The organism is Parashewanella spongiae (assembly GCF_004358345.1).
GTDB classification, from domain to species: Bacteria; Pseudomonadota; Gammaproteobacteria; order Enterobacterales; family Shewanellaceae; genus Parashewanella; species Parashewanella spongiae.
The window spans coordinates 5,385,157-5,402,369 of the sequence record NZ_CP037952.1; the positions used below are offsets into that span (position 1 = coordinate 5,385,157).

Below are 17,213 nucleotides of genomic sequence, written 5' to 3' on the forward strand. Positions count from 1 at the left end.
GCTGTTTTTGAATTGAAAAATAAAATAGATACATGAAATCGGTGCGACTGTTGCCTTCAGCATATCAACCCAGTCAATTTCTGAAATTATTGGGTTAAAGACATAATAACCAAGGTTATAACCATTCACAACGACCGCCCCTAAGGGATCTAGCAATTTAGAAAGTACCAACCTTTGTCATACCAGCAAAGGCTGGTATCCAGTGATTTTTATAGAAAAAAGCAAAGGCACTAGGCTACCGACATACAAAACTGTCGTTACTTCGTTTCCAGTCTGCGCTGGAATGACAAGAACTCATCAGTATACTTTCTTCCGCAACTTTCAATCCCATTAACTTTAATGACTTCCTTACCACTCCATGCGGAACCCCACGTTGTGATAATGTTATCGTTTACTTCAAATCGGAATTGATAACCTTGTTTAAATACTTCAATTCCTACTATTTTAATGTTATCAGTCATACCCTCATCCTTTGAGTTAAATTTCAGGCTTATAGTAAGTATTTTTAGATGGGATGACAGGACAAAGGTATGACATTTCACAAAAACCACATACGACACAGACATAACAATCTAGCAAAATCAAACAGTTAAGCTAGGCGGTATGGTTCACTCTATTATTAACCATTTTGTTTTTATCGTTTTTCTCTAAAAGTTACGTTATGTTTAGCTAATCGTTATTATAAAAAGGAATATCAATGCTGCTATTACTGGTTTACGTTGCCATCGCCATAGGTATTTCTTTTTTATGCTCCATACTAGAAGCCGTTTTATTGAGTGTAACTCCCGGCTACCTCGCTTATTTAAAAAAACAAAAAAGTGCAAGTTATGAGTCGCTTACCAAATTAAAAAACGATGTCGACAAGCCATTAGCCTCAATCCTAACCTTAAACACCATTGCCCATACCATTGGTGCTGCAAGTGCAGGAGCCCATGCGAGCCTTGTATTTGGTAGTGAATGGTTGGGCATATTTTCGGCGGTACTCACACTTTTTATTCTGATCTTATCCGAAATAATTCCTAAAACCATTGGTGCAACTTATTGGCGCCAATTAGCCCCGTTAACCGCTTATACCCTTAGTAGGTTAGTATGGGTTTTGGCCCCTTTTGTATGGATGTCGTCTCACATCACTCGTTATGTCTCTCACAAACAAGCACCGCCAAAACTCAGAGAAGAACTCTCAGCCATGGCGAGTTTAGCTTCTGAAGCTGGTCAATTAGCCACACCTGAATCGAAAATGTTCGAAAACATGTTAGCGTTACGAAAAACTACGGTCAGTAAAGTCCTTACACCAAGAACAGTTGTGTTTAGAGTATCTGATACCCTTAGTGTGAGTGAGTTTCTGCTGCGCTATCAAAACACATCCTTCTCAAGGGTATTGGTATATCACCAAAGTAAAGATAATATTGTCGGCTTTGCTCATCGTATTGAGTTATTTCAACATCAACAAAACAAAAATCCCGATGATCCTATCGGTAAAGTCTTACGCCCCATTTATGTCTTGTTAAGTAGCATAAATTTAATCATTGCTTTAGAGTTGATGTTATCAAATAAGCACCAACTTGCTATGGTCGTCGATGAATATGGAACTTTACAAGGCGTATTATCATTAGAGGATATTTTTGAACAAATCGTCGGTGAAGAGATTGTTGACGAAGCCGATCAACATGCAGATCTACAACAAAAAGCTTCTGAACGCTGGGAAAAATGGAAACAAGATCACCGCGTGATTGAGAATAATGATGATTTAACTCACTAACACCATTTAATTTTATCCATTATTTATAATAATGCCAGCGGGTAATTGATGTGTCAGGTTGAATGGCACAGCCACTTCAATCAATTTAGGTAACGACAATTGCGCATCACGTTTTAAGCGATTTTCGACATAAACTCGCTCGGTCGATTGTTTATTAAGCATGATGTTTGTCGCTTTTTCATCTCCAACTGTGACATCGCAGATAGGAGGTTCGTTTTCATCTGGGTAGTCATGACACAGTTGTATATGATAAGCATCTGGAAATTCATAAATCTTTTCAATGGATTGATATAGATCTGACGCACTCCCCCCAGGAAAATCTACTCTCGACGTTCCCCTAGCTGGTGAAAACAACGTATCACCAACAAAAAGAAAATCATCAATTTTGTAAGTAATCGAGTCAGGCGTATGTCCCGGTGTATCAATAATTTCGATGCTTGTACCTGCAAAATCCAATACTGAATGATGATCAAGTTTTACATCAAAATCAGCCATAGGAATAGAATCTAATTTATCAATCCACTCCTTATAGACTTGTTCAATTTTATTGCCTACAGCGATTTTTCCACCAAGTTGCTTTCTGATATAAGACGCGGCTGACAAATGATCTGCATGAATGTGCGTTTCAAGAATGTACTTTAATGAAAGTCCTTTAGCTCGAATTACATCAATGATTTCATTGGCGGGTTCGAATCCAATCTTGCCATCCTGAAAATCCAATACGGTATCAATCAATACCGCTTCACTGCCTCTTGAAACTAAATAAGTTAATGTCCCTGTTTGGCGATGAAAAAAATATTGGAGATTCATAGCAAGGTAACTTCAGTAAAATAAAATCAAATTTAATAGAAACATTGTCTTATAACTAATTAATTAAAGTTTATTGTCAGGTTATTGGATATAAGAGAAGTGAAAATTGATCAACCTAAATAAATTAGTTGGGAGCGTTCATATATGCAGAAAAAATTACTGATAGCAAGGCATGAATAGCAGCAAGTAGTTATTCTACTTGCAAAAGTTACAACGCAGATAGCAGTCATTTTAGCAAGCTTGTGAGCGTAGAGCACTTCACTCATTGGGTGAAAGCCATGATGATAAAATCATCATATTGCTCAAACAGTTACTCATATACTCAGCGTTCAACTGATGATTTTAGGTTCATCAATTTCACTTGTTCTTTGAACACATACATAGCTCTGAGCTGGAAATTTAATTACTGTAATTGGTATAACTTCAATAAATTAAAGTTAAATTGTGCGTTCAACCGATTTATTACCGTGAAAATAGCCGCTAACACCTATTCCCAAGCCTGTTAGTGAAAGCATAAAAGCTAAAAATCACTTCGCCTTTAGCTTCGGTTGGAAATAATCTTCAAATCTCAGCGAATACAGTTTTCATGGTGTAGGGTGATAGAAAAATAGTAGCCAAAGTAAACGCATATGACATCTATGCCTATCATGAACGTTTAGGTTAAAGTTCGATACCATTAGTGATTATGAGTTAAAGATTTTCTTCCACACGCAAAAAGGCCACCCGTTTGGGTGGCCTTTTTGTTTATTTGGCGCCTGGAAATGACCTACTCTCACATGGGGAAGCCCCACACTACCATCGGCGATACTGCGTTTCACTTCTGAGTTCGGAATGGATTCAGGTGGTGCCACAGCTCTATTGTCTCCAGACAAATTCTGTTTGCTTGTTCTTTTCTTTATTTACCGCTCTTTTAGCCGTAAATTAATAATTTGGTTGGCTGATACTTGTTTTTACAAGAAATTATCTCAAAGTTCTTACTTTATTAAGCGCTTATATATTCACTAAGGTTGTAAAACCCATCTGGGTTGTATGGTTAAGCCTCACGGGTCATTAGTACAAGTTAGCTCAACGCCTCACAACGCTTACACACCTTGCCTATCAACGTCCTAGTCTCGGACGGCCCTTTAGAGAGCTTAAAGCTCTAGAGATGACTCATCTCGAGGCTCGCTTCCCGCTTAGATGCTTTCAGCGGTTATCGATTCCGAACGTAGCTACCGGGCAATGCTATTGGCATAACAACCCGAACACCAGCGGTTCGTCCACTCCGGTCCTCTCGTACTAGGAGCAGCTCCTCTCAATCATCTAACGCCCACGGCAGATAGGGACCGAACTGTCTCACGACGTTCTGAACCCAGCTCGCGTACCACTTTAAATGGCGAACAGCCATACCCTTGGGACCGACTTCAGCCCCAGGATGTGATGAGCCGACATCGAGGTGCCAAACACCGCCGTCGATATGAACTCTTGGGCGGTATCAGCCTGTTATCCCCGGAGTACCTTTTATCCGTTGAGCGATGGCCCTTCCATTCAGAACCACCGGATCACTATGACCTACTTTCGTACCTGCTCGACGTGTCTGTCTCGCAGTTAAGCTGGCTTATGCCATTGCACTAACCGTACGATGTCCGACCGTACTTAGCCAACCTTCGTGCTCCTCCGTTACTCTTTGGGAGGAGACCGCCCCAGTCAAACTACCCACCAGGCACTGTCCTTACTCTCGATGAGAGAGCCAAGTTAGAACATCAACACTACAAGGGTGGTATTTCAAGGTTGACTCCACATCATCTAGCGACAACGCTTCAAAGTCTCCCACCTATCCTACACATGTAGGGTCAATGTTCAGTGCCAAGCTATAGTAAAGGTTCACGGGGTCTTTCCGTCTAGCCGCGGGTATACGGCATCTTCACCGCAATTTCAACTTCACTGAGTCTCGGCTGGAGACAGCGTGGCCATCATTACGCCATTCGTGCAGGTCGGAACTTACCCGACAAGGAATTTCGCTACCTTAGGACCGTTATAGTTACGGCCGCCGTTTACCGGGGCTTCGATCATGAGCTTCGACCTAAGTCTAACCCAATCAATTAACCTTCCGGCACCGGGCAGGCGTCACACCGTATACGTCATCTTGCGATTTTGCACAGTGCTGTGTTTTTGATAAACAGTTGCAGCCACCTGGTATCTGCGACTCCCAACAGCTTAGAGAGCAAGTCTCATCACCGTCAAGAGCGTACCTTCTCCCGAAGTTACGGTACCATTTTGCCTAGTTCCTTCAGCCGAGTTCTCTCAAGCGCCTTGGTATTCTCTACCCAACCACCTGTGTCGGTTTGGGGTACGATTCCTACTTACCTGAAGCTTAGAAGATTTTCCTGGAAGCAGGGCATCAACGACTTCATCACCTTAGTGACTCGTCATCAGCTCTCAGCCTAATGTAAACCCGGATTTGCCTAAGTCTACAGCCTACAGCCTTAAACGCGGACTACCAACGCCGCGCTCGCCTAGCCTTCTCCGTCTCTCCATCGCAGTAAGCAGAAGTACCGGAATATTAACCGGTTTCCCATCGACTACGCCTTTCGGCCTCGCCTTAGGGGTCGACTCACCCTGCCCTGATTAACATTGGACAGGAACCCTTGGTCTTTCGGCGAGGGAGTTTTTCACTCCCTTTATCGTTACTCATGTCAGCATTCGCACTTCTGATACGTCCAGCGTGGGTTACCCCTTCGCCTTCTACCGCTTACAGAACGCTCCTCTACCGCGTTTGTGCATCCCACATACGACTTATTCTCCACAACCGCCTCAACGTGTTGCATGCTTAAACTGACATTTAAAAAACAAATGTCAGTTAGCTGAAATCGCATCTGGTGATGCACAAACACCCATAGCTTCGGTGTATTGCTTAGCCCCGTTAAATCTTCCGCGCAGGCCGACTCGACTAGTGAGCTATTACGCTTTCTTTAAAAGATGGCTGCTTCTAAGCCAACTTCCTAGCTGTCTAAGCCTTCCCACATCGTTTCCCACTTAGCAATAACTTTGGGACCTTAGCTGATGGTCTGGGTTGTTTCCCTTTCCACGACGGACGTTAGCACCCGCCGTGTGTCTCCCGAGTAGTACTCATTGGTATTCGGAGTTTGCAAAGGGTTGGTAAGTCGGGATGACCCCCTAGCCTTAACAGTGCTCTACCCCAATGGTATTCGCTCGAGGCGCTACCTAAATAGCTTTCGAGGAGAACCAGATATCTCCCGGTTTGATTGGCCTTTCACCCCCAGCCACAAGTCATCCGCTCATTTTTCAACATAAGTCGGTTCGGTCCTCCAGTTGATGTTACTCAACCTTCAACCTGCCCATGGCTAGATCACCGGGTTTCGGGTCTACACCTTGCAACTCAACGCCCAGTTAAGACTCGGTTTCCCTACGGCTCCGCTATTCGCTTAACCTCGCTACAAAATGTAAGTCGCTGACCCATTATACAAAAGGTACGCAGTCACGGTCTCAAGAACCGCTCCCACTGCTTGTACGTATACGGTTTCAGGTTCTATTTCACTCCCCTCACAGGGGTTCTTTTCGCCTTTCCCTCACGGTACTGGTTCACTATCGGTCAGTCAGGAGTATTTAGCCTTGGAGGATGGTCCCCCCATGTTCAGACAACATGTCACGTGTGCCGTCCTACTCGTTTTCATCTTCGGTTAGTTTTCGTGTACGGGGCTATCACCCTGTGCCGCTACGCTTTCCAACGTATTCCACTAACACCCCAAAGACTTAAGGGCTAATCCCCGTTCGCTCGCCGCTACTAGGGGAATCTCGGTTGATTTCTTTTCCTATGGGTACTTAGATGTTTCAGTTCCCCACGTTCGCCTCACACAGCTATGTATTCACTGTATGATAATCACTTATGTGATTGGGTTGCCCCATTCGGAAATCTCAGTCTGTAACGCCTTTTATCGACTTAACTGAGCTTATCGCAGATTAACACGTCCTTCATCGCCTCTGACTGCCAAGGCATCCACCGTATACGCTTAGTCGCTTAACCATACAACCCAGATGAGTTTCACTTCTTGTTAAAAACAAGTCGTTAACATCATTGAGCTGCATTGCAACTAGCTGGTTTTTACTGATAATCATTGCATCAACGGGTAAGTTGATGCTGATATCGCCTTAGTTTTGAATATTCAAGACACTTAATAAAGTGCTTGAGAACTCTTGATGCTTTACCATTTAATGTAATGCATCGTTTTTGAGATTTTTCGTATGATTTACTATTCAAATGAACAATAAATCCTACTATCAGCTTTCCAAATTGTTAAAGAACATCGTTGCCGCTAGGACAAACGAGTATGCCGTTTCATCTTTCGATAAAACGTCAAGCATATCTGTGTGAACACTCTACAAAAACAACAAAATCGTGTCGATAAGGAGGTGATCCAGCCCCAGGTTCCCCTAGGGCTACCTTGTTACGACTTCACCCCAGTCATGAACCACAAAGTGGTGAGCGTTCTCCCGAAGGTTAAACTACCCACTTCTTTTGCAGCCCACTCCCATGGTGTGACGGGCGGTGTGTACAAGGCCCGGGAACGTATTCACCGTAGCATTCTGATCTACGATTACTAGCGATTCCGACTTCATGGAGTCGAGTTGCAGACTCCAATCCGGACTACGAACAACTTTATGAGATTAGCTCCACCTCGCGGCTTCGCAACCCTTTGTATTGCCCATTGTAGCACGTGTGTAGCCCTACTCGTAAGGGCCATGATGACTTGACGTCGTCCCCACCTTCCTCCGGTTTATCACCGGCAGTCTCCCTAAAGTTCCCACCCGAAGTGCTGGCAAATAAGGATAAGGGTTGCGCTCGTTGCGGGACTTAACCCAACATTTCACAACACGAGCTGACGACAGCCATGCAGCACCTGTCTCAGAGTTCCCGAAGGCACCAATCCATCTCTGGAAAGTTCTCTGGATGTCAAGAGTAGGTAAGGTTCTTCGCGTTGCATCGAATTAAACCACATGCTCCACCGCTTGTGCGGGCCCCCGTCAATTCATTTGAGTTTTAACCTTGCGGCCGTACTCCCCAGGCGGTCTACTTAATGCGTTAGCTTGAGAACCCAGTCTTCAAGAGACCAAATTCCGAGTAGACATCGTTTACGGCGTGGACTACCAGGGTATCTAATCCTGTTTGCTCCCCACGCTTTCGTGCATGAGCGTCAGTCTTTGTCCAGGGGGCCGCCTTCGCCACCGGTATTCCTTCAGATCTCTACGCATTTCACCGCTACACCTGAAATTCTACCCCCCTCTACAAGACTCTAGTCTGCCAGTTTCAAATGCTATTCCCAGGTTGAGCCCGGGGCTTTCACATCTGACTTAACAGACCGCCTGCGCACGCTTTACGCCCAGTAATTCCGATTAACGCTCGGACCCTCCGTATTACCGCGGCTGCTGGCACGGAGTTAGCCGGTCCTTCTTCTGTGGGTAACGTCACGGCTGCTGGTTATTAACCAACAACTTTTCCTCCCCACTGAAAGTGCTTTACAACCCGAAGGCCTTCTTCACACACGCGGCATGGCTGCATCAGGCTTTCGCCCATTGTGCAATATTCCCCACTGCTGCCTCCCGTAGGAGTCTGGGCCGTGTCTCAGTCCCAGTGTGGCTGATCATCCTCTCAGAACAGCTAGGGATCGTCGCCTAGGTGAGCTCTTACCTCACCTACTAGCTAATCCCACCTGGGCTTATCCAATTGCGCAAGGCCCTAAGGTCCCCTGCTTTTCCCCGTAGGGTTTATGCGGTATTAGCAGTCGTTTCCAACTGTTATCCCCCACAACTGGGCAAATTCCCAGGCATTACTCACCCGTCCGCCGCTCGTCAGCAGAGTAGCAAGCTACTCTCTGTTACCGCTCGACTTGCATGTGTTAGGCCTGCCGCCAGCGTTCAATCTGAGCCATGATCAAACTCTTCAATTAAAGTTTTTGCTCGAAGCTAATGAAAGCTTCTGCTCAATGAATTCTGTCGATTTGACTTACTTCTCTTTATGAAAAAGGAAAGTAAACCAAATTTGCATGTTCAAAATGCTTATTTACTTAACGTAAGTAATCACTTTGAAAGTTTGCGTGAACACAATTAATTGAGAAAATTTTTGACTGCTTAATCTATTCACCGAAGTGATAAACCAATACAGTTTCGATTTTGTCAATCTCTGTGAGTGCTCACACAGATTTGCTTGATATATTGTTAAAGAGCGTTTTGACTCTGCGCTTCAAACCTTGATTTAATCAGTGTCCTCAGCGGGTCAGGGCTGCGTATTCTACAGACCTTGTTGTTGGCGTCAAGCAGTTTTTGCAAACTTTTTTCTGCCGTTCAATCTGAGGTTAATTTACTTTTAAAAAGTGCCTTATTCTCGACTGAACCTGACTCGCCAACCTTGCTGCTTAATCGCATTCTTTATGATGCTAGGAAGAGCTGCTGTGCCGTGTCAGTGGATGCGCATTATAGGGAGATTCTGAAACTGCGCAAGGGCTTTTTTTATGAAAGTTTGCTTTTTTATTTCAAGCGAGCAGATATGCATCACTACGCACAAAAAAGAGGCTAAAAAGCCTCTTTTTTATTGCATTATGCCCGGTTAAAGCAGAACTAAACTACACCTTCTGCACTGCTATGGACTGAAAAATCGTGATTCTTGCTTCACTTCGACTAACTCACCATCCACTTTTGTTGAAAGACGAATAGAAAAGTCAGTAATTGTCCGTTTTAAATCGACAGGATCGACCGCCACACTGACTGGTAAGGTGTAAACTTCTCCAGAATCAATCGTCACAACTTGTGGGCCGTACCATTTATAATCTGAAAGACCTTCTACGACTAGCTGGTATTCTTGTGCTTGTTCCGTTTTATTAAGAATTTTTAATGTAAAGGTATTCTCAATAAGACCGTCTGTGTTTTCTCTATACAATTGATTACGATCTCGCAAAATATCAATACGCATTGGTTCAATTGCTGTTATGGAATAGATAAATAGCACTACCATTGTCAGCATAACCACACCATAACCAACAAGCTTAGGACGAAGCAGTTTTTCTTTTATCCCTTCAAGCTTATTTTCAGTGGTATAGCTGATCAAGCCTTTTTCGTAACCCATGCGCTCCATGGTATTGTCACAAGCATCAATACAAGCACCACAATTTATGCATTCATACTGAAGACCGTTACGGATATCAATACCTGTTGGACAAACTTGAACACACAAGTCACAGTCAATACAGTCACCTAATCCCAGTGCCTTCGGATCCGCTTTACGAGATCGGGGTCCTCTAGATTCACCGCGTTTTGCGTCATAACCAACGATAAAGGTATTTTTATCAAACATGGCAGACTGGAACCGTGAATATGGACACATGTGAAGACACATGATTTCCCGCATCCAACCTGCATTACCATAAGTGGCAAACATAAAAAATATTACCCAAAAGTAAATCAACCCTGATGCACTTAAGGTAAATACTTCAGTGTATATCACTGTAGTGGGTACGAAATATGACATAAAAGTCATAGAGGTTAATAAAGAAAACGCCAACCACGCACTGTGTTTAGCTGCTTTTCGCCAAACTTTATTAAAGCTCCACGGCATTTTGTCGAGTTTTATGCGTTTGTTACGTGCGCCTTCGAACTTCTCTTCAAACCAAATGAATATAAATGTCCAAACGGTTTGCGGGCAAGTATAACCACACCAAACCCGACCTAGGTATGTGGTAACAAAAAATAATCCAAACGCGGCGATCATTAGCAGGGCTGCTAAAACGGTTAAATCTTGTGGCCAAATCGTTAACCCGAAGATATGAAACTTTTGCTCAGCCAAATTAAAGTAGACCGCTTGTCGATCACCCCATTGCACCCATGGGAGTAGCATAAATGACAACATTGCCACCCACCCCATGCGACTTCGCAACCGAGTCCAAATTCCTTGAACGGCACGTACATAGATGTGATTACTCGGACTGAAGGAATCAGCCTTGTTAGCATCTGGTTGATGTATCTTTATTCTTTGACCTTTGGAATAGTCCTTGTTCGTATTTCCTGAACTCATATTGTGTGAACCTATCCTGTTCAGTATTGAACAGAGTATAGTTTTTGGAGGACTTCATTATACCTTTAATCTATAGGGTTATTCAGCTAAATAGACTCAGATAATGTGAATTAGACATCACTTAGAAATATTGGGGAGTACCCAGCCTTTATATAAGTAAAATGCGACGGTAAAACATGATCAAGATCAATTTTCACCCTTAATTTAGCTTGTACTAATGTAGCCGGCAGGATAATAAGACACAACAATCGTAAAGCTGTAGGCAAATTGGACAAAAAAGTTGCCATATTATTTACATTCTCTGGACATTATTTTTTAATTTTACTGGAATAATTATCATTACTCTTGTTTCTGCTTATTTCACTCATGTAAATGTTGCCCAAGAAACTCAATCAATACCTTTACTTTGTTTGATAACATGCGGTTTTGAGGATATAGCGCCCATACACCTTCTTTATCATCACGATATTGGCTCAGCACTTCCACTAGTTCACCAGATATTAGTGCATCGTTGACGTAATAGTCTGGCAGTTGAACTAATCCTAAGCCCTTTTTTGCTGCATCTAATAATGTCACTCCAGAACTACAGCTCATTCGTCCAGAAATACGCAGGTTGCGTTGTTGATTTCGCTCTTTAAAGCGCCAATGAGGGATGCTGCCTACTAAACATTGATGTTTAATAATTTCAGACAAAGTATGCGGCTCACCATAGCGGTTTAAATAATCAGGGCTTGCACAGACATAAAGCTGACGGCTACTCAACCGCTTGGCCATCATTGATGAATCCATCAAGTTACCTAAACGAATGGCGATATCAATACCGTTATCGAGCAAATCGAGTTGTTGATTAGTCAGTATAAAGTCAATATCAAGTTGAGGGTAAGCACAAAGAAACTGATTCAGTAACGGACCAATAAATTGTTCACCATAAGTGACTGGCGCAGTAACGCGTAGTAAACCCGTAGGATGTTGCTGCATTTGAGTGACAGCGAGCTCTGCTTGCTCTAAGCCCTCAACTAAGGTTTTACATTGCTGGTAATAAAGTCGGCCAGCGTCGGTTAATGAGACCTTACGAGTGGTTCTATGAAGTAGCTTTACCGCTAATTTATTTTCTAGTGTCGATACTTTTCGACTGACTTTTACAACGGATACATCTAACTTATTTGCTGCCAATGAGAAACTGCTTGTTTGCGCCACGGCAACGAACTCAATAACGCCTTCCCAACTGACCATGTACTACTCCTTCAGGGTGTTCTGCACCATTATTATTACATATATGAAAAAATCATTTTCATATATAGCTAATTATTAAATGAATTAGCAAGAGTAAGATGAGCTTCCTGTTGTACCAATTGAACCTAAATAAATCGGTTGGGAGTGTTCATATACGCAGAAAAAATTACTGATAGTAATACCAATTACAGTAATTAAATTCCCAGCTCAGAGCTATGTATGTGTTCAAAGTACAAGTGAAATTGATGAAGACATAGTTATGACCGACATACAAAACTGTCGTTACTTCGTTTCTACTTGCAAAATTTATAACGAAGCTAGCGGTGATTTTGGCAAGTATATGAATGTTCATCACTCACCTGATGGGTGAATTAGGGTTGTTTAATTTTGTATTTAACTTCAATAAATTAAAGTTAAATTGTGCGTTCAACCGATTTATTTTGGTTGAAGTTCAGCTACGGCTGATAAAGAGGAGAAATATCATGGCACTGAATATCATGTCTGGACAGACATCAATAAAATCAAAAGCCGCTGTGGCTTGGGCCGCCGGCGAACCACTCAAAATGGAAGAAGTTGATGTCGAATTACCGAAAGCCGGTGAGGTATTGGTTCGAATCGTAGCAACCGGAGTTTGTCATACTGATGCGTTTACCTTATCGGGTGAAGATCCTGAAGGCATATTTCCTGCCATTTTAGGCCACGAAGGCGGTGGCATTGTCGAGATGATAGGTAAAGGTGTCACCAGTGTTGCTGTGGGCGATCATGTGATCCCTTTATACACAGCAGAATGCGGCAAATGTAAGTTTTGTACATCCGGTAAAACCAATCTTTGTCAAGCCGTACGTGAAACTCAGGGGAAGGGTTTAATGCCAGACGGTACCAGTCGCTTCTCCATTGATGGTGAGCCAATTTATCATTATATGGGCTGCTCAACATTTTCTGAATATACGGTGCTGCCAGAAATTTCATTGGCTAAAGTCAATAACGACGCTCCACTTGAAGAGGTTTGTTTATTAGGCTGTGGTGTCACAACAGGCATGGGCGCGGTACTAAATACAGCTAAAGTTGAAAAGGGTGATACGGTGGCCATCTTCGGTTTAGGTGGCATTGGTTTATCGGCGATTATTGGCGCGCGCATGGCGGGCGCCAGTAAAATCATTGGCATAGATATTAATGACAGCAAATTTGACCTAGCCAAACAATTGGGCGCAACGGATGTTATTAACCCTAGTGAGTTTGATAAACCTATTCAAGACGTCATCGTTGAAATGACCGATGGCGGAGTAGATTACTCATTTGAATGCATTGGTAATGTCAATGTAATGCGCCAAGCTTTAGAGTGCTGTCATAAAGGTTGGGGCGAGTCTGTGATCATTGGAGTCGCCGGTGCTGGACAAGAAATATCTACGCGTCCGTTTCAATTGGTCACAGGCCGAGTTTGGAAAGGCTCCGCGTTTGGCGGGGTAAAAGGACGCAGCGAGCTACCAGAAATAGTCAATCGCTATATGGCAGGTGAATTTGGTTTACAAGAATTCATTACTCACACTATGGGACTTGACGAAGTGAACCATGCTTTTGATTTAATGCATGAAGGCAAGAGTATTCGCTCCGTTGTACACATGGATAAATAGGCTACCTAATGACATTAACAAACATCAGCCAAGTTAAAGTATTTGGTGGTTGGCATAAACAATATACTCATTCATCCACCAGCGTGAACAGTCAGATGCGGTTTGCTATATTCTTACCGCCAAACGCCACAACAAACAATCCTGTGCCAGTACTATATTGGTTGTCGGGACTCACCTGTAGCGATGAAAATTTCATGCAAAAAGCGGGAGCATTTAAGGTGGCGGCTGAGCTCGGTATTGCCATTGTAGCAGCAGATACTAGCCCGCGAGGTGATGATGTAGCAGATGATGTGAGTTACGATTTAGGACAAGGTGCAGGGTTTTATGTTAATGCAACACAAGCACCTTGGGCGACACATTATCAAATGTACGATTACATTGTTGATGAGCTGCCAAACCTGATTGAGCAACATTTTCCTGTCTCACAGGTAAAATCCATCAGTGGACATAGTATGGGTGGACATGGCGCATTAACCATAGGTCTAAAAAATCCATCACGTTATCAATCCATTTCTGCATTCAGTCCAATATCTAACCCGATGGTATGTCCTTGGGGGCAAAGGGCCTTTAGAGCCTATTTGGGTAATGATAAAGATGCGTGGAAACATTATGATGCTTGTGAGCTACTAAAAAGCGCTCAATCGACGTTACCCATTCTAGTTGATCAAGGTGATGGCGATAGCTTTTTAACGGAACAATTAAAGCCAGAAAACCTAATCGCAGCCGCTCATCTCCATCAATCTCCTTTAGAGATGAGAATGCAGTCAGGATACGATCACAGCTATTTCTTTATTTCGAGTTTTATTGAAGCGCATTTACACTTTCATCATCAACATTTATTCAAGATGTAATCGAGTTCATCTTCACCTTTTATACAACAAACAGTGTCATACTTTTGCTTAGGCCATTCACTTTTTAAAAAGTGAATGGCCTAAGTTTTTAGTGTTGCTAGTAGCACAATTGTCGTTGATCTGTTGAAGGTAGCATTTAGGCATGCACAAAGTAGTACCCAAAAGTTTATTCATCTGCGCGTTGATATTGATAGCGCTGAATCTAAGAGCGCCTTTTACCAGCGTATTTCCCCTGCTAGATGATCTAAAACTTCGATTAGATATGTCCTCACAACAAGCTGGTTTATTATCATCTATCCCATTACTAGCCTTTGCTATTTTCTCCCCCATCGCCGCGATCATTGCAAAAAAAATCAGTTTAGAAACCACTATTTCACTCGGCTTACTTACAATCATCGCTGGCTTGTGTCTACGTGCTTGGATAAGGATTGATCATTTATTGATAGGCACGGCGCTGATTGGAGTGGGTATAGCCATAATTAATGTGTTATTACCCAGTGTCATTAAGCAGTATTTTCCCAATATTACTTCCCCTTTGACGGCGCTTTATATTTTAATGATGGGAATTGGCGCAGCCATCAATTCAAGCATTGTTGTGCCATTATCAAGCATTCATTTTTCGTCAATAACCTTATCTGGTTTACCAATAGCTCTGTTGGCTATGTTGCCCGTCTGTTTATTCGCGTTATTGGTCTGGTTACCTATACAATTAAAACGTACTCTCATCAACAACTCTGAATATGCACAACAAACACCCCCAATATGGAAACGCCCATTGGCATGGAAGATAACGGTCTTTTTTGGTTTGAATTCGTCATTTAACTATATTTTTATTAGCTGGTACCCCGCAATGCTGACTTCCGTTGGCTACAGTGTTGAAACAGCAGGGTTATATCATGGGGTATTGCAATTGGCTTCTGCTATCCCAGCTTTGGTCATGGCGCCACTCATGCTCCGCTATCAGAGCATGACCGCTTATTGTGTTTTTGCCCTTGTTACCGCTATCTTAGGAATTGTTGGCTTACTTTTTTTCCCTCCTCTGGCTTTATGGTCAGGAATTCTATTTGGCATGGGAGCGGGATGTGGGTTTACCTTAGGCCTTTCTTTTATCACCTTAAAAACTTCCACGCCGTTTCAAGCCGTCGCACTTTCAGGTATGGCGCAATCTATCGGATATTTTCTTGCTTCGTTTGCTCCTTTTTTGGCTGGCTATCTTCATGAAACTTCTCACCAATGGAACTCAACGTTAATTGCTATGTTAGCCATTACACCTATATGGGCCACTTGTGGATTATTAATTTGTAAAAGCCAAAGGATCTGACAATGCTGCAAAGTATTGAGCAAATATTAAACCATTAACTTTGATGAACAAAACCCAACTAAAACGCATAACAAACTGAAAAGAATAAGTTAATTTTAATTAAAGATGTGTCATTCAGCGTCAGTACAATTACTTCTACATAGAATGACGGTTTAACATTTAATGAATAGTCTTATTATGAAAACTAAATTGAAGGTTTATTCTCTTTTATGTATTTCAACATTGTTTTCAGGAAGTGCTTTTGCTGATGCCTCTGCTGGAACGGTAATATTTAATGACACACTTAACTCTGCAATGTCTGAAACTCTATATGTTCATGCTCAAGATAAAAATGGAGAGTGGCAAGATTTAGGACATTTATTATCTTCCAGTGCTTATGGTTTTTTTATCGGAACTGATACCTATGAAAATTTCTATCTTTCAGGGTATAAAGGCACGCTCGACAGTGAAATATTCTCTGTTATATCATGCTCTTCATCTAATATTAGCTGTGGAGACCCAACAGCAAAAAATGTTATCTACAATGCTAAAGTACATTGGTCTGACCATCACTTTCTTCGCTTAAAAATATTTTTAGAGCATGCTAAATAACTTACGCTTTCGATAATAAAACCAGTTACAGTTTGTAAAACTACCACACCATTTCAGGCCGTCGCACTTTCAAGTATGGCGCATTTTCTTGGTTCGTTTGCTCCTTCACTGGCCAACTATCGTCATGAAAACTCTCATTAATGGAACTCAACCATAGTCGCTATGTTAGCCATTACACTTACTATTAGCCATTTGTGGATTATTAATTTGTAAAAGCCAAAGAATCTGGCAATGTTGCAGAGTATTCAACAAATATTAAACCAACAACTTTGATTAACAAAACCCCACAAAAATAGATAAGATATTGAAAAGAAATAAGCTAACTTAGATTTAAAGTGTGTCATTCAGCATCGGTACAACCTCTTTTACATAGAATGATGATTTAACGTTAATTGAATGGTCTTATTATGAAAACTGAATTGAAGTTTTATTCTCTTTTATGTATTTCAGCATTACTTTCAGGAAGTGCAGTTGCTGATGACTCTGCAGGAACGGCAATATTAAATAGAACACTTGACTCTGCAATGTCTGAAACTATTTACGTTCATGCTCATAATAAAAAAAATGGAGAGTGGCAAGATTTAGGACATATATTATCTGTCAGTTTTGATAATATTTTTATGGATACGGATACCTATGATAAGTTCTATCTTTCAGCGTATAAAGGCACTCAAGACAGCGATATATACCCAGTTATATCCTGTTTATCATCAAACGCTAACTGCAGCAACGGTGCAAGAAATGTTGTTTATAGTGCTAAAATACATTGGTCGAGTGTACGCTTGAAAGTATTTTTAGAACGTGAAGACTAACTTCTGCTTTCGATAATAAACCCTTTTACAGTTTGTAAAACTACAAATCTTTATTGCCTCATTACAGAGGCTGTGGCAGGGCAATAAAGAATCATACCGAATGAAATACGTTTTTTTGACATGCTCGTATTCGCTTAGCTTGA

10 protein-coding genes and 3 rRNA genes are annotated in these 17,213 nt (G+C 42.1%); 6 read left to right on the plus strand and 7 right to left on the minus strand.

The genetic code is table 11. The features are described 5' to 3' along the window. Positions 1 to 257 precede the first annotated feature (257 nt). Positions 258 to 461, minus strand: a complete 204-nt coding sequence (locus tag E2I05_RS21480) for a hypothetical protein (protein WP_121855027.1) — start codon at positions 459 to 461, stop codon at positions 258 to 260. 236 nt (positions 462 to 697) lie between these two features. On the opposite strand from E2I05_RS21480, the gene E2I05_RS21485 reads away from it, so the two are divergent. After that, positions 698 to 1,759, plus strand: a complete 1,062-nt coding sequence (locus E2I05_RS21485; RefSeq protein ID WP_121855026.1) for a CNNM domain-containing protein — start codon at positions 698 to 700, stop codon at positions 1,757 to 1,759. 12 nt (positions 1,760 to 1,771) lie between these two features. Here E2I05_RS21485 and E2I05_RS21490 read toward each other — a convergent pair whose 3' ends face one another. The 6 genes from E2I05_RS21490 to E2I05_RS21515 form a co-directional block, all read right to left on the minus strand. After that, a complete protein-coding gene (locus E2I05_RS21490) occupies positions 1,772 to 2,569 on the minus strand; it encodes an MBL fold metallo-hydrolase (protein ID WP_121855025.1) in 798 nt (265 codons plus the stop codon). A 753-nt stretch (positions 2,570 to 3,322) separates the two neighbouring features. Then, positions 3,323 to 3,438: ribosomal RNA gene (gene rrf, locus E2I05_RS21495) — 5S ribosomal RNA — on the minus strand. Between the two features lie 160 nt (positions 3,439 to 3,598). Further along, a 23S ribosomal RNA gene (locus E2I05_RS21500) occupies positions 3,599 to 6,593 on the minus strand. Between the two features lie 379 nt (positions 6,594 to 6,972). Further along, positions 6,973 to 8,514, minus strand: a 16S ribosomal RNA gene (locus E2I05_RS21505). Together the 16S, 23S and 5S rRNA genes form the textbook arrangement of a ribosomal RNA operon. 689 nt (positions 8,515 to 9,203) lie before the next feature. After that, entirely contained in the window at positions 9,204 to 10,631 is a 1,428-nt protein-coding gene (ccoG, locus tag E2I05_RS21510) for a cytochrome c oxidase accessory protein CcoG (RefSeq protein WP_121854605.1), read from the minus strand. A 360-nt stretch (positions 10,632 to 10,991) separates the two neighbouring features. Further along, positions 10,992 to 11,864: a LysR substrate-binding domain-containing protein gene (locus E2I05_RS21515; protein WP_121854604.1), complete on the minus strand. Its 873-nt coding sequence runs from the start codon at positions 11,862 to 11,864 to the stop codon at positions 10,992 to 10,994. Between the two features lie 482 nt (positions 11,865 to 12,346). Here E2I05_RS21515 and E2I05_RS21520 point away from each other — a divergent pair, with 482 nt between their 5' ends. The 5 genes from E2I05_RS21520 to E2I05_RS21540 all read left to right on the plus strand — a co-directional run bounded on the left by E2I05_RS21520 (position 12,347) and on the right by E2I05_RS21540 (position 17,070). Beyond that, positions 12,347 to 13,495, plus strand: a complete 1,149-nt coding sequence (locus E2I05_RS21520) for an S-(hydroxymethyl)glutathione dehydrogenase/class III alcohol dehydrogenase (RefSeq protein ID WP_121854603.1) — start codon at positions 12,347 to 12,349, stop codon at positions 13,493 to 13,495. Between the two features lie 8 nt (positions 13,496 to 13,503). Next, on the plus strand, positions 13,504 to 14,346 hold the full coding sequence (fghA, locus tag E2I05_RS21525; protein ID WP_121854602.1) for an S-formylglutathione hydrolase: 843 nt from the start codon (positions 13,504 to 13,506) through the stop codon (positions 14,344 to 14,346). A 142-nt stretch (positions 14,347 to 14,488) separates the two neighbouring features. Then, complete coding sequence (locus E2I05_RS21530; RefSeq protein ID WP_121854601.1) at positions 14,489 to 15,667, plus strand: MFS transporter; 1,179 nt, start codon at positions 14,489 to 14,491, stop codon at positions 15,665 to 15,667. Between the two features lie 162 nt (positions 15,668 to 15,829). Further along, complete coding sequence (locus tag E2I05_RS21535) at positions 15,830 to 16,258, plus strand: hypothetical protein (protein WP_133309845.1); 429 nt, start codon at positions 15,830 to 15,832, stop codon at positions 16,256 to 16,258. 407 nt (positions 16,259 to 16,665) lie between these two features. Then, the gene (locus tag E2I05_RS21540; RefSeq protein WP_121854599.1) at positions 16,666 to 17,070 is read left to right on the plus strand and encodes a hypothetical protein; all 405 of its coding nucleotides are present in this window, start codon (positions 16,666 to 16,668) and stop codon (positions 17,068 to 17,070) included. Positions 17,071 to 17,213: the final 143 nt, after the last annotated feature.

Bases quoted from the DNA above. Each gene is read 5' to 3' on its own strand.
- E2I05_RS21480 (WP_121855027.1), bottom strand. From the start codon at position 461: ATGACTGATAACATTAAAATAGTAGGAATTGAAGTATTTAAACAAGGT.
- E2I05_RS21485 (WP_121855026.1), top strand. From the start codon at position 698: ATGCTGCTATTACTGGTTTACGTTGCCATCGCCATAGGTATTTCTTTT.
- E2I05_RS21490 (WP_121855025.1), bottom strand. From the start codon at position 2,569: ATGAATCTCCAATATTTTTTTCATCGCCAAACAGGGACATTAACTTAT.
- ccoG (WP_121854605.1), bottom strand. From the start codon at position 10,631: ATGAGTTCAGGAAATACGAACAAGGACTATTCCAAAGGTCAAAGAATA.
- E2I05_RS21515 (WP_121854604.1), bottom strand. From the start codon at position 11,864: ATGGTCAGTTGGGAAGGCGTTATTGAGTTCGTTGCCGTGGCGCAAACA.
- E2I05_RS21520 (WP_121854603.1), top strand. From the start codon at position 12,347: ATGGCACTGAATATCATGTCTGGACAGACATCAATAAAATCAAAAGCC.
- fghA (WP_121854602.1), top strand. From the start codon at position 13,504: ATGACATTAACAAACATCAGCCAAGTTAAAGTATTTGGTGGTTGGCAT.
- E2I05_RS21530 (WP_121854601.1), top strand. From the start codon at position 14,489: ATGCACAAAGTAGTACCCAAAAGTTTATTCATCTGCGCGTTGATATTG.
- E2I05_RS21535 (WP_133309845.1), top strand. From the start codon at position 15,830: ATGAATAGTCTTATTATGAAAACTAAATTGAAGGTTTATTCTCTTTTA.
- E2I05_RS21540 (WP_121854599.1), top strand. From the start codon at position 16,666: ATGAAAACTGAATTGAAGTTTTATTCTCTTTTATGTATTTCAGCATTA.